At 42.3% G+C, this 13,240-nt stretch carries 13 protein-coding genes; 11 read left to right on the top strand and 2 right to left on the bottom strand.

The features are described 5' to 3' along the window. Positions 1–41: 41 nt before the first annotated feature. Both pyk and OC538_RS05055 read left to right on the top strand, forming a co-directional pair. Positions 42–1,802, top strand: a complete 1,761-nt coding sequence (gene pyk / locus OC538_RS05060) for a pyruvate kinase (RefSeq protein ID WP_251694173.1) — start codon at positions 42–44, stop codon at positions 1,800–1,802. 69 nt (positions 1,803–1,871) lie between these two features. Next, the gene (locus OC538_RS05055; protein ID WP_251694174.1) at positions 1,872–2,255 is read left to right on the top strand and encodes an FxsA family protein; all 384 of its coding nucleotides are present in this window, start codon (positions 1,872–1,874) and stop codon (positions 2,253–2,255) included. On the opposite strand, the gene OC538_RS05050 is transcribed toward OC538_RS05055, so the two are convergent. Then, positions 2,245–3,219, bottom strand: a complete 975-nt coding sequence (locus OC538_RS05050; protein WP_251694175.1) for an AI-2E family transporter — start codon at positions 3,217–3,219, stop codon at positions 2,245–2,247. The genes OC538_RS05055 and OC538_RS05050 overlap by 11 nt on opposite strands. A gap of 180 nt (positions 3,220–3,399) precedes the next feature. Between OC538_RS05050 and citZ the strand changes: the two genes are divergently transcribed. The 9 genes from citZ to OC538_RS17950 all read left to right on the top strand — a co-directional run bounded on the left by citZ (position 3,400) and on the right by OC538_RS17950 (position 12,315). Next, a complete protein-coding gene (gene citZ / locus OC538_RS05045; RefSeq protein ID WP_251694176.1) occupies positions 3,400–4,515 on the top strand; it encodes a citrate synthase in 1,116 nt (371 codons plus the stop codon). 95 nt (positions 4,516–4,610) lie between these two features. Further along, complete coding sequence (gene icd, locus OC538_RS05040; RefSeq protein WP_262173530.1) at positions 4,611–5,870, top strand: NADP-dependent isocitrate dehydrogenase; 1,260 nt, start codon at positions 4,611–4,613, stop codon at positions 5,868–5,870. Between the two features lie 132 nt (positions 5,871–6,002). Further along, complete coding sequence (locus OC538_RS05035; RefSeq protein WP_251694178.1) at positions 6,003–6,479, top strand: MaoC family dehydratase; 477 nt, start codon at positions 6,003–6,005, stop codon at positions 6,477–6,479. 45 nt (positions 6,480–6,524) lie between these two features. Next, positions 6,525–7,235: a response regulator transcription factor gene (locus tag OC538_RS05030; protein ID WP_251695250.1), complete on the top strand. Its 711-nt coding sequence runs from the start codon at positions 6,525–6,527 to the stop codon at positions 7,233–7,235. Beyond that, positions 7,232–8,632, top strand: a complete 1,401-nt coding sequence (gene pnpS / locus OC538_RS05025; RefSeq protein ID WP_251694179.1) for a two-component system histidine kinase PnpS — start codon at positions 7,232–7,234, stop codon at positions 8,630–8,632. The genes OC538_RS05030 and pnpS overlap by 4 nt, the downstream gene beginning before the upstream one ends. Positions 8,633–8,706: 74 nt before the next feature. Further along, positions 8,707–9,675, top strand: a complete 969-nt coding sequence (gene hflK / locus OC538_RS05020) for an FtsH protease activity modulator HflK (protein WP_251694180.1) — start codon at positions 8,707–8,709, stop codon at positions 9,673–9,675. Then, a complete protein-coding gene (gene hflC, locus OC538_RS05015) occupies positions 9,675–10,676 on the top strand; it encodes a protease modulator HflC (protein WP_410055848.1) in 1,002 nt (333 codons plus the stop codon). The genes hflK and hflC overlap by 1 nt, the downstream gene beginning before the upstream one ends. A 773-nt stretch (positions 10,677–11,449) precedes the next feature. After that, entirely contained in the window at positions 11,450–11,872 is a 423-nt protein-coding gene (locus OC538_RS05010) for a hypothetical protein (RefSeq protein ID WP_262173527.1), read from the top strand. A gap of 155 nt (positions 11,873–12,027) precedes the next feature. Beyond that, positions 12,028–12,315, top strand: a complete 288-nt coding sequence (locus tag OC538_RS17950; protein ID WP_353056605.1) for a TIGR04104 family putative zinc finger protein — start codon at positions 12,028–12,030, stop codon at positions 12,313–12,315. Between the two features lie 71 nt (positions 12,316–12,386). Here OC538_RS17950 and OC538_RS05005 read toward each other — a convergent pair whose 3' ends face one another. Further along, positions 12,387–13,232 carry a tyrosine-type recombinase/integrase gene (locus OC538_RS05005; RefSeq protein ID WP_251694182.1) on the bottom strand — a complete coding sequence of 282 codons (846 nt, stop codon included), beginning with the start codon at positions 13,230–13,232 and terminating at the stop codon, positions 12,387–12,389. Between the last annotated feature and the right edge of the window lie 8 nt (positions 13,233–13,240).

Genomic DNA, 13,240 nt, shown 5'->3' with positions numbered 1-13,240 from the left:
TTACTCTATATGACGAGTACAATACGAAGGGGCGTTTTGTGATGAGAAAGACAAAAATTGTGTGCACAATCGGACCAGCCAGCGAATCACCGGAGCTACTTGAACAGTTGATTGAGGCAGGTATGAACGTAGCACGGCTTAACTTTTCACATGGTTCGCATGAAGAGCATAAAGCCCGGATTCAAGCCATTAGGGAAGCATCGAAAAAGACAGGCAAAGTAGTCGGAATTCTACTTGATACGAAAGGTCCTGAGATTCGGACGCACTCGATGAAAAATGGACAAGTCGAATTGATCACCGGCCAGCACGTCGATATTTCGATGACTGAAGTGGAAGGGAACGACAATGTTTTTTCAGTTACATATGAGAAGCTTATCGAAGACGTGGATAAAGGGTCTGTCATTCTATTAGATGATGGGTTGATCCAATTGGAGGTCGTCGGAAAGGATCTAGAAAAAGGATTGATCCGTACGATTGTTGTCAACTCAGGCACGCTAAAAAATAAAAAAGGCGTTAACGTTCCAGGCGTTTCGGTACAACTTCCTGGAATTACCGAGAAGGACAAAGAAGATATTTTATTCGGCATCCAGGAAAATGTTGATTTCATCGCAGCCTCTTTTGTGCGAAGAGCGTCGGATGTTATGGAGATACGGGAATTACTTGAGAAAAATGCTGGAGGGCATATCCATATTATTCCTAAGATTGAGAACGGAGAAGGCGTCGACAATTTAGATGAAATCTTGACGGTATCCGATGGATTGATGGTTGCACGTGGCGATTTAGGTGTGGAAATCCCTGCAGAGGAAGTTCCGATTGTCCAAAAAAACATGATCGAAAAGTGCAATCAGGTTGGCAAGCCGGTCATCACTGCGACACAGATGCTCGATTCCATGCAAAGGAATCCACGTCCTACACGAGCTGAGGCTAGTGACGTTGCGAACGCAATCCTGGACGGCTCGGATGCAATCATGCTATCCGGGGAAACAGCAGCGGGACTCTATCCGGTTGAATCCGTCCGTACAATGGACAGGATTGCGAAAACAGCTGAAAACGCAGTCGATTACCGTTCAGTCGTTTCTACACGCCGCCGAGAAAAACACGGCAATATGACGGAAGCAATCGGACAGGCTGCTGCGTATACAGCCATTAATTTGAAGGTGAAAGCAGTGCTTGCACCTACAGAAAGCGGTCATACCGCCAAAATGATCGCCAAATATCGCCCGGGGTGTCCGATTATTGCTATTACCGCTTCGGACGAATGTTCAAGGAAATTGTCGCTTGTATGGGGAATCTATCCGGTCATCGGCAAAAGAGTGAATTCAATCGATGAAATTTTGCAGGAATCTGTCGAGGAAAGTGTGAAGCACCAATATGTAACTCATGGTGATGTTGTCATTATTACGGCAGGGGTGCCGGTCGGCGAAGCAGGAACGACGAACTTGATGAAAATCCATGTCATCGGGGATATGCTAGCGAAAGGACAGGGAATCGGGAAATCAGTAGCTTTCGGAGAAGCGGTTGTCGCTCATAATGCGCAAGAAGCATTGGCGCATAACATGAAAGGGAAGATTCTTGTCACCTATTCTTCTGACCGTGATATGATGCCTGCAATTGAAGAGTGCGCCGGTCTAATAACAGAAGAGGGCGGTTTGACAAGTCATGCGGCTGTCGTCGGTCTTAGTTTAGGCATTCCTGTCATTGTCGGAGTTGAGAAGGCGACTGAAATCATTGTCACTGGAAAAGACATTACAATGGATGCGGAATCCGGAGTCATTTATAATGGACATGCAAGAGTATTATAAAAAAATGCATTTAGGCTGCCTTCCGATTTGTTTCGGAAGCGGCCTTTTTAGGATTGGAGTTGTTGTGGAATGAAATGGCTGCTGCCGTTATTTATCCTCGTACCAGCTGCGGAAATAATGATCTTGCTTTATTCTGGCAACACAATCGGAATCATGCCGACACTTCTGCTCATCCTTGTCAGTGGAATCGGAGGGGCTTACCTTGCAAAGAGGCAAGGCTTTAAGGCACTGGCTGATTTGAAGAACAGGATGGGAACGATGGAGGCCCCTGGAAATGCCGTAATTGATGGAGTCTGTATTTTCTTTGGCGCTATTTTATTGATTATGCCCGGTTTCATTACGGATATTGCGGGGCTTTTGCTGTTATTCAAATGGCCTCGGAAAATAATCCGGCCATTTATCGTCGGCTGGATTTACAAAAAAATGAAACAGGGCAGGATTGTCATTCGGTGAAAGCTGAATGCTTTTTCAGTTTAAGGGCTGCGAACAGTAGAAATGGAGTTAACAGAATGCCTGGTAACCCGAATAAGTATAATGAACATACGGTGATGAAAAAAGCATGGATCGCCTTTACACGAAATGCGGAAGCCCACATATAGGATTCAGCTATTTGCCTAGTCACAACGACGAAAATATATAGCAAGGCAAGCGATACACCGATGAACAATTGGTTGGAGTAGATAAAGAATGCCGTCATCGGGATTAGAAATAGACCGATGCCCAATAGTGGCAAGCTATCGGCGATGGATACAAGGAATGCAGTACCTATCGGCGATTCGAATCCAAGAAATGAGAACCCGATGATTAGGATGATGAACGTCAATAAAAATAATCGTGCTTCAACGAAAGCAAAAGTGCCGAACAATTCGCCGGACTTGGTGAAAATACGTTTGGCTGATGCGCGCATGCTTACAGGGAAATAGACAAGAAACCAAAACTTGTTTTTACCAGATTCGCGCAATGCAAAAAAATATGCGACGAGAAAGATGAACATGCTGAACATACGTTGGAAAAAAGTGGCGGTGAACGTAATTGCGTATTCGAGTAACGCATGTCCATAGTCAATTATCTTCTCCTCAAGGAATGAAAGGATTTTTCCTGTCAAGTTTGTTTTCCCGGTAACTGTTGACAGATGTTTTTCTAGAAGTGGCACCGTATCCATAAGTCCATGCAACGCGATGAAACTAAACGAACTGAAAATGAATAAAATGGAAAGCATGACGAAAAAAGTTGCGATTGTTAAAGGAAGTTTTGTCATTGCTCGGACCGCTAGTAAAATAGGTGAAGTAAAATAGGCGATGATGATAGCGATTCCGACGGGAGGAACTGCAAAGATGAAGATTCCGGCAAGTATGGCAGGAATCCATTGCATGGCCAGTGATTGGAGAGTTTGCTGTTTTATATGACTTTTTAGCAAGTTTTCATCCTTTTTCTATTAATTTATGAAGAAAACAATCGTTTCCATTCACAAAACTGTACTATTTGACTATAATGGGATTGTAAGCGTTTCAGACAGTACTAAATAAAAAGTAGATTTGCCGTAATTTGAAAGTTTTAAGTAGATGAAACGGCAATATTGACTGAAGGAGCGATTTAAATGACAGCATCAAAAGGTTTGGAAGGAATCGTAGCGACACAATCCGCCATCAGTTCTATAATTGATGACACTCTTACATACGTCGGTTACGATATCGATGATCTTGCAGTTAATGCAAGCTTTGAGGAAGTTGTTTATCTTTTATGGCACCAACGTCTGCCAAAAGCGGACGAGCTAGCAGAATTAAAGCAGCAACTTGCGGATAATATGTCGGTTCCACAGCCTGTACTTGATCATTTTAAGACATATCCAATTGGCGAAGTACACCCGATGGCGGCATTGCGAACAGCAATTTCCCTTCTCGGATTATACGATGAAAACGCTGAAGATATGTCTGATGAAGCCAATTATGTAAAAGCAATCAAGCTTCAAGCGAAAGTGGCAACGATTGTTACTGCTTTCTCTCGCATCCGTAAAGGTCAAGAGCCCGTTGCTCCTAAACTGGAACTTGGCTATGCAGCAAACTTCTTATATATGTTGACAGGTGAAGAACCTGAAGATATCGCTGTCGAAGCATTCAATAAAGCATTAGTGCTTCACGCTGACCATGAATTGAACGCATCTACTTTCACTGCGCGTGTTTGTGTGGCAACGCTATCCGATATGTATTCCGGTATAACGGCCGCAATTGGAGCACTTAAAGGCCCGCTTCACGGTGGTGCGAATGAGCAGGTGATGAAGATGCTCATGGAAATCGGCGACGAAGATAAAGTAGATTCTTACATTAGAGAAAAACTTGACAATAAAGAGAAAATCATGGGCTTCGGCCACCGTGTATACCGTAAAGGTGACCCACGTGCGAAGCATCTCCGTGAGATGTCAAAAAAATTGACAGAACTTCGCGGAGAAGAGAAATGGTATAATATGTCCCTTGAAATCGAATCTATCGTGACAGGCGAGAAGAATTTACCTCCGAACGTGGATTTCTATTCGGCTTCGGTATATCATTCGCTTGGCATTGATCACGATTTATTCACACCTATATTTGCAGTGTCCCGATTCTCAGGTTGGACGGCGCACATCTTGGAGCAATACTCCAATAATAGACTGATCCGTCCTCGTGCGGAGTATATCGGACCAGACATGCAGAAATACGTGCCAATCAACGAAAGATAACTTGTATCCGGATCTAATCGACCGGAATCACAAGTGATACATCGGGGCGGTAGGACAACTATCGGCCCCCTCATCTTGAAATGGAGGAAAGTAAAATGGCTAAAATTACAGTAACTGACGGAGTTCTTAACGTTCCAGATCACGCAACAATCCCATTCATCATTGGAGACGGTACTGGCCCTGATATTTGGCATGCGGCTTCTCGCGTGTTGGAAGCAGCGGTCGATAAAGCATATGACGGCCAAAAGAAAATCGAATGGAAAGAAGTTCTTGCAGGAGAAAAGGCATTCAACGAAACTGGAGAATGGCTACCACAAGAAACGCTTGACACAATCGATGAGTACCTTATCGCTATCAAAGGTCCTTTGACAACTCCGATCGGCGGCGGTTTCCGTTCTCTGAACGTAGCGCTTCGTCAAGAGTTGGACCTCTACACATGCTTGCGTCCTGTTCGTTATTTCGAAGGGGTTCCATCACCTGTTAAACGCCCGGAAGACTGCGATATGGTCATCTTCCGTGAAAATACTGAAGATATCTACGCTGGTATTGAATACCAAGAAGGTACAGATGAAGTTAAGAAATTGATTTCATTCCTACAAGACGAAATGGGTGTAAAAAACATCCGTTTCCCTGAAACTTCCGGTATCGGTATTAAGCCTGTATCCGAAGAAGGTACAAAGCGCCTTGTCCGTGGTGCAATCAATTATGCGCTTAAAGAAGGCCGTAAGTCCGTGACTCTTGTTCATAAAGGGAACATCATGAAATTCACTGAAGGTGCTTTCAAAAACTGGGGTTATGAAGTTGCGGAGCAAGAGTTCGGTGATAAAGTGTTCACTTGGAACGAATATGACAAGATCAAGGAAGCGGAAGGGACGGACGCTGCGAACAAAAAGCAAGCAGACGCAGAAGCTGCTGGCAAAATCATCGTTAAAGATGCCATCGCCGATATCTTCCTACAACAAATCTTGACACGTCCGAAGGAGTTCGATGTTGTAGCGACAATGAACTTGAACGGCGACTATATTTCCGATGCACTTGCAGCCCAAGTCGGAGGAATTGGTATCGCTCCAGGTGCTAACATTAACTATCTAACTGGACATGCAATTTTCGAAGCAACACATGGTACAGCTCCGAAATATGCTGGTCTCGACAAAGTGAACCCTTCTTCCGTTCTTCTTTCAGGCGTTATGATGCTTGAGCACATGGGATGGAACGAAGCTGCAAACATGATTACTGCTTCTATAGAGAAAACGATCGCTTCTAAAGTTGTCACATATGACTTCGCTCGTTTGATGGATGGAGCAACAGAAGTGAAAGCGTCCGAGTTTGCTGATGAATTGATCAAAAACCTATAATATTTTATGGAACCGGGAAGCCTTGATGCTTCCCGGTTTTTTAATGCCAACCAAGTCTCTTCTCTTTTGGAGTGAAAATTGATACACTTTCTATAACGAAAATTCCGTGTAGGAAATGAAGGGGGAATCAACTTGATATTAGGTAAAAAAAGACGGATTGGAAGGGAAATTGAAAGAATCGTTGAAGGGGAAAAGCTGAAGCTTACCGAAAAGATCGAGGATAAGGATTTACTTCTCTACCTAGGATTGACAAACGATTCGAATCCACTGTACATTCAGCATGATTACGCATCCCAAACCAAGTTTGAAAAGCCAATCGTACCAACCATCATGTTGAGTGGTATCATCACGTCCGCCATATCAAAATACTTGCCTGGTCCCGGTTCACATATTGCGGAACAGCATTTGGCCTTCCCGCATCACGTGCATCATTATGAAACAATCGATTTTCTATTTGAAGTGATTCGCGTAGAAAAAGAGAAAGGTTCCGTCGTGATTCAAGTAGAAGCTACGAATGAAGATGGGAAACCCGTCATTTCAGGTACCATAACGGTCATTCCGCCCTCCATCCGTGAAGACCTGACTTCGGATGCAATGGAAAACTTTTAATTAAATATCGAGCAACTAAACAGTGAGCATGTAAGGGGGATTAAGATAGTCGTGCAGAAAATCTTGATTGTAGACGACGAGCAGCCGATTCGTACGCTATTGGACTATAATCTAAAACAATCCAATTTCATAACAATCATGGCGGCTGATGGTGAAGAAGCGGTAGTGAAAGTGGAAAGTGAAAATCCCGATTTGATTTTACTCGACCTCATGCTTCCGAAAATGGATGGCATAGAAGTGTGCAAAATCCTTAGACAACGAAATATCAACACGCCTATTATCATGTTGACAGCAAAAGGTGAAGAGACCGATAAAGTCTTAGGATTGGAAATCGGAGCGGACGATTATATGACAAAACCGTTTAGTCCCCGTGAAGTGATCGCAAGAGTGAAGGCGGTCCTACGACGCAGTGGAGAGCGAACCGGCATTGATGAGGATGAAGGTCAGATCCTCCGTTCAGCATCCCTGACAGTTCATCCTGAACAGTACGAAGCTTACCTGAATGAAGAAGCATTGGAATTCACTCCAAAGGAATTCGAACTGCTCGTATACTTCATGCAAAATAAAAATCGTGTGCTCACTCGAGATCAATTATTGAGCGCAGTTTGGAATTATGACTTTGCCGGAGACACTCGGATTGTTGATGTGCATGTCAGCCATTTACGCGAAAAGATTGAGGAAAACACGAGAAAACCAATCTTCATTAAGACAGTTAGAGGGATCGGATACAAATTCGAGGAGCAGAAATTGAAATGAAAGGTCTCAATTCCAAACTTTTTATCGCTTTTGCCATCATATTTTTGATTCTGTTGACTGGTCTTGGCGTTGTCCTTGGCCAGTTTTTTCATATGATCGACGATGGAATAACATTGCGGGTCCAACAAAAGTATTGGATCTTCCTACTCGTCATTTTACCCATAACGTATATTCTTTCCTTGATGCTAAGTGCCCGTGTCATTAGGCAATATGCAAAGCCAATCGACTTAGTGACAAATACGGTCGAGAAAATTGCACGCGGCGATTATTTGGCGAGGACGCCGATTGATGATTTAGGGAGTTATAATGCGCTCGGCATCTCGGTTAATCAGGTTGCGAGGAACTTGCAGGAGACTTCCATATTACGGGCAATGGAAAAGGAACGATTGAAAACATTAATTGAAAGCATGGGCAATGGTCTCCTCATGTTCGGCAGGGAGGGGTCTGTCAATCTTCTGAATGGTGTATTTGAAAAAACTTTTGGTTTTATGCGGGATGAATTGATCGGAAAAACTTTTAAGGACATCGGCTTGCCACAAGGCATTGAAAGATTGATTGAAGACGTTTTTTTGACGGAGCAAGTGCACGAAAGGCAAATCCGGAACGGTCAATCCCACTTTAATGTTTATGGGGCGCCTGTTATCGGGCGTCATGGAAATTGGCTTGGTATCATTGTCGTGACACATGATATTACAAAGCTCGTAAGATTGGAGGAAATCCGCAAAGATTTTGTTGCAAATGTTTCCCATGAGTTACGCACCCCAATCACATCCATTAAAGGATTTACCGAGACACTGTTGGACGGTGCTATGAATGATCCATCTATATCAAAGGAATTCCTAGGAATCATTCAAAAGGAAAGCGATCGTTTGCATCTATTGATTAACGACCTATTGGAGTTGTCGGGAATTGAAAGAGAAGGCTTTCAACTGCAATATAGCAAGGTCTTCGTCCCTGATGTCGTTACCAATGCGGTAAAGATCATTAATGGATTGCTTGAAAGAAAGAATATGGGTATTGTAATAAACAATCAATCAAAAATTGTAATTGATGCGGATGCAGACAGACTTATCCAAGTGATGGTGAATTTGTTGACCAATGCTATCAATTATTCGAAAGAGAATACGACTATAACCATCAATGTATCGGAAACCTACGATGAAGCAATTATCGAAGTGAAGGATGAAGGGATGGGAATCGATCCGACGGAGCTGCCGAGGCTGTTCGAACGGTTCTACAGAGTGGACCGTGCGCGAAGCAGGGATTCCGGTGGCACAGGTCTCGGGTTGGCAATCGTTAAGCATCTGATTGAGGCGCATGGCGGAAAGGTTGCCGTTGAAAGCGAACTAGGTACAGGGTCTATATTTACGATACGTTTACCAAAGAAATCCGCTTAAGGCGGATTTTTTTGAAACCAAAACTGCCCCTTGACCGTAAGTACAGTAGATACATACATAAAGGGGGAATTCAAATGAGTACACGCCGAGCATCGGTGGCTGCAGGGCTTGTCATTACTGGAGTTTTATTGCTCATCATTGCGTTTACAACGTGGTACACGGTGGATGAGTCTGAGCAGGCCATCGTCATCACTTTCGGTCAAGCGGGTACACCGGTAACAGAATCGGGATTGCATTTCAAACTGCCTTGGCCGGTTCAGCATGTTGAGAAACTTTCAAAAGAGACATTTAGTCTCCAGTTCGGTTACAAACAAGATCCAAATGGGGAGCTTGTATCCTTTGATAAGGAAACAAAAATGATTACCGGAGATGAGTATATTGTCCTTGCGGATTTAGTTGTCCAATGGAAAATTACGGACCCGGAAAAGTATTTATTCAACTCGCAAAACCCACAGGAAATACTACATGATGCAACATCCGCCTCCATTAGATCGGTCATCGGAAGTTCGACGATCGATTCAGCACTGACAGATGGGAAAGCGGAAATTGAAGCGAAAACGCGTGAATTATTGACATCTCTTATGACGAATTACGACATCGGCATATCCATTCAAGGCGTCAAATTACAAGATGTAGAACTCCCGAATGCCGAAGTCCGTGCTGCATTCACTGCTGTTACGGATGCCCGTGAAACAAAAAGCACTAAAATAAATGAAGCTGAAAAATACAAAAATCAGCGGGAAAGTGAAGCGATTGGGGAGCGGGATGCAATTAAATCTCGCGCGCTCGGACAAAAGAAAGCACGTATTGAGCAAGCTCACGGTGATGTTGCCCTGTTCAATGATTTGCATGCGGAATACGCAAAAAGCAAGGCAATCACCCGCCAGCGTTTAATCATTGAAACATTGGAGCAAGTATTGCCAAAAGCAAAAATCTATATTATGAACGATGATGGCGAAACGTTGAAATATTTACCATTGCAGCAACTGGAAAACCAACCGCCACCACCTGCTGAGCAGAAAACGGAAGGGGGCGGCAACTGATGACGAACGACAACAATCCATTCAAAAGCATTGAAGATAAATTTAAGGAAATGCAACGTGGGCAAAAGAAAAAGGCGACTGGATCGGATAAGGTCATTACTCCGAAAAAGCCATTCAATACGAGGAAGTTTGTAAAAACAGCAATTACATTAACAGTTATCTTTGCGATTGCTATCATTCTGCTTGCCAATGTATTCGTTGTAAAAGAAGGCGAATACCGCGTTGTACGCCAATTCGGTGAAATAACGAGAATTATTAAAGAGCCTGGGTTAAACATGAAAATCCCATTCATTCAATCAGTGACAAGTTTGCCAAAAAATCAAATGACATATAATGTTTCAGAAGCAGAAATCAGCACAAAAGATAAAAAGCGGATTATCATTGATAATTACGCCGTATGGAAAATTACGAACCCTGGAAAAATGATTTCCAATGCGCGAAACATCATCAATGCGGAAGCACGTATGGAGGAATTCATCTATTCCGTCATTCGAAACGAGATGGGTAAGTTGGATTACGTAGATGTCGTCAATGAGGAAAATTCAAAGCGAGGCAACTTGAATGACCTTGTCACGAAGAAAGTGAACGAATTTCTTGATGAAGGTAATTTTGGCATAGAAGTGATTGATGTGCGGATGAAACGGATTGACCTTCCGGAGGAGAACGAACATTCCATCTACACAAGGATGATTTCGGAACGTGAATCGACGGCTCAGCGATACCTATCAGAAGGAGATGCCGAAAAGAAGACAATTGAGGCGGAAACGGACCGTATCGTGCAAGAGATGCTAGCGACTGCGAAAAAAGAAGCTGCCATCATCCATGCCGAAGGGGAAGCGGAAGCTGCTAAAATCTACAATAACACATTTTCAAAGGATCCCGAGTTCTACAATCTATACCGTACCCTCCAGTCCTATTCACGGACAATCGGGGAAGACACGATGATCATCATGCCGGCCGACTCGCCGTATGCGAAAATACTGACGGGATACTTGGAATAAAAGAGAGTGAAACTGTTGCTTTCCGTTTCGGCGCTCACTTTCCGCGGGCATGGCTTGAGCCAATCGAACAACGAAGGATTCGATTTGCCGTATTTCTGCGTTCTTTGCAGAAATTAAGGCATCCTCATTCCGCTCCCTTAGGGTCGCAAAAAACACTGCTCGCAACGCTGCGCTTGTGCTCGCAAACGCCGTGCTTCGTAACGGCGTTCGCAGGAGTCGAGCGCCTTCACTCCAAGCAACAGGCGGGTGGGCCTGATACTGGCATTTATGAACAAGCAATAGAAGTATATAACGAAGTTAAGAAACAATATTAAGTTGAAATGATAAGTGAACTATTTTGATATTATTAGCTGAATTTCCATCCGCTAAGGATGCGTTAGCTTAAAAAGCACTAAAAGGACCTCATTAGATTAACGGGTTCGGTTGATGGGGAGAAAACAGTAAAAAACACAGCATTTGGGGATACAATTCGCATATGAATTGGTGTCCCCATTTTATTGTTATATCAACGTTTAGATGATTTATATAGACGAACTGGAACCGCAATTAGCACGGGGATTAACAAGAGCACATAAATTTATGTGCCTTTGCTAATTCACTTGTTAAAACACTTGCTAATTGGGTATTGGAAAGAAAAATATAGAAGGAAGATGAGAAATCTATGGTAAATATATTGAAGATTATGAAGTGATGTTTTTCAACTAACGAAACAGATTAGTCTAACAAGGGTTGAAATATATCGCAGGCATTCCAATAACTTGAGGGGGAAAGAAATGAGTAAGAAAACCGTCGTTTATTTAATAATCGTTGTACTTGCAATAGGATTGCTATTATCGAAGTATTATGAGTACAAAGAAAAGAGCTTGGATGAACTATTCACGAATGTTAAATCTATTTCATTTGGGAGTCTTAATGATGACGATAAATTGACAATAGATAAAAAAGAAGCAATAGATGAATTAAAAATGTTTTTAAGCCAATATCAAGTTAAAAAAATAAAAGATCCAAAGGGGATTGTCTATTCGGAAGAAGCAGTATTTCGGATGAACATTCACACTAAAAATAAAAGTTTGATGGTTTTCTTCGACAAAGATCGTATTCACATTCCTGGCATTGGGTATTACAATGTTCTCAATGGACCAATAGATAAGGGAAGACTACAAAGTTTTTTAGAAAAATATGTAGGCGAAAATTAACTAGTAGCAAAGCTAGGTAACATGGTTTAATCCCTTATACGGGTGGTGCTTTACTTGAAAATCGATGAGCTGATTAGACGGCTCTTTTTCTTGTTCAACTAAAGGGAAGTTTAGTAATTCAGCACCTTATGAAATTGTAATGGAGGTCATTAGCTTTGCAAAAATGTGAGAATTGCAACGCTCATTTTAGTTGGCGAAAAATCTATAAATCCTTGTGGTGGAATTATAAACCTATTGAATGTAACGAATGCGATACAACACACAAGATGACAATGCCAAGCAGGTTGATTTTTGTCTCTATCACTATTCTTCCCATGCTCACTTTCGGTTATTTTCTGTCCCCTTTTAGCAATGGACTTATGACATTTAGTATATCTATTCTAATTCTAATTATTGGTTCTCTGTTGGCACCATTTCTTGTTACTTATAAAAAGTCTCTGTGAACTAATGTACTAAAGCTAACGAGTAGCTTTAGTCAAGTAAAGCCATGTCTGTTAAGACGTGCTCCTTACATTTAAAAGTACTTCTGATAATACTCTTTCCTTAGCCTTCCGCTTAATTGAGCGTAAATCCTTGTTGTTTCACTTTTCTCATGCCCCAAAAGACTTTGTATGACTTCAATAGGTGCTCCATTATTCAATAAATGAGTTGCATAGCTGTGTCTTAGTTGGTGTGGATGTGGATGAATCTCTTTGTTGATTTCGGCACGATTTGAAATTCGCTTGATGATGTATCGCATTTGGGCGACCCTCATTTTATGTGGCTGCCTTGCTGTCACAAAGATGGCAGGATTATTGTCATTCCGGCTTTCAAGATATCGTTTAAGCCATATGTCGCAACGTGTACTGAAATAAACTTCCCTTTCCTTATCTCCTTTTCCTCTAACGATTGCGGATTGATTTGTCCAATTAATATTGTTCTTTTCTAACGCAACTATTTCTCCAATTCGACAACCTGTAGAAAACATGAATTCGAAAATCGCTTTTTCTATTGGGGTATGACAGGATTCACGAAGGTGTTCAATCTCTCGTTCGGTTAAATGCTTGGGTATCCGCTTACCGACTTTGGGCTCTTTAATCTTGGAAGTTGGATTCTTACTCAGGTAGCCTTCTTCATGTGACCAACGAAAAAAAGATTTTAGAAAGCGGATACGATGTGCAAGACTGGCTGGTTTTAAATGCTTACCCGATACGGCAAGATATTCCTTCAGTTGATTCGTATCCAGCAAGTCCATCTCTACATCCTTAAAATAACTTATCAGTAGCGTAGACTGTAACTGATAGGCTTTCAACGTTTGTGGTGAAAAACCCTCTATCCGTTTATCAGCTTCAAACGAAGACCATGCTTTTGACAATAACAATTCCATTC

It is taken from the genome of Saccharococcus sp. Marseille-Q5394 (assembly GCF_946901335.1).
Taxonomy (GTDB): domain Bacteria; phylum Bacillota; class Bacilli; order Bacillales_A; family Planococcaceae; genus Sporosarcina; species Sporosarcina luteola_C.
The sequence above is the reverse complement of the archived record's forward strand: the minus strand, read 5'-3'. Positions and strand labels throughout refer to the sequence as shown.

Excerpts from the sequence above, each read along its gene's own strand:
- pyk (WP_251694173.1), top strand. The coding sequence starts at position 42 with ATGAGAAAGACAAAAATTGTGTGCACAATCGGACCAGCCAGCGAATCA.
- OC538_RS05055 (WP_251694174.1), top strand. The coding sequence starts at position 1,872 with ATGAAATGGCTGCTGCCGTTATTTATCCTCGTACCAGCTGCGGAAATA.
- citZ (WP_251694176.1), top strand. The coding sequence starts at position 3,400 with ATGACAGCATCAAAAGGTTTGGAAGGAATCGTAGCGACACAATCCGCC.
- icd (WP_262173530.1), top strand. The coding sequence starts at position 4,611 with ATGGCTAAAATTACAGTAACTGACGGAGTTCTTAACGTTCCAGATCAC.
- pnpS (WP_251694179.1), top strand. The coding sequence starts at position 7,232 with ATGAAAGGTCTCAATTCCAAACTTTTTATCGCTTTTGCCATCATATTT.
- hflK (WP_251694180.1), top strand. The coding sequence starts at position 8,707 with ATGAGTACACGCCGAGCATCGGTGGCTGCAGGGCTTGTCATTACTGGA.
- hflC (WP_410055848.1), top strand. The coding sequence starts at position 9,675 with ATGACGAACGACAACAATCCATTCAAAAGCATTGAAGATAAATTTAAG.
- OC538_RS05010 (WP_262173527.1), top strand. The coding sequence starts at position 11,450 with ATGAGTAAGAAAACCGTCGTTTATTTAATAATCGTTGTACTTGCAATA.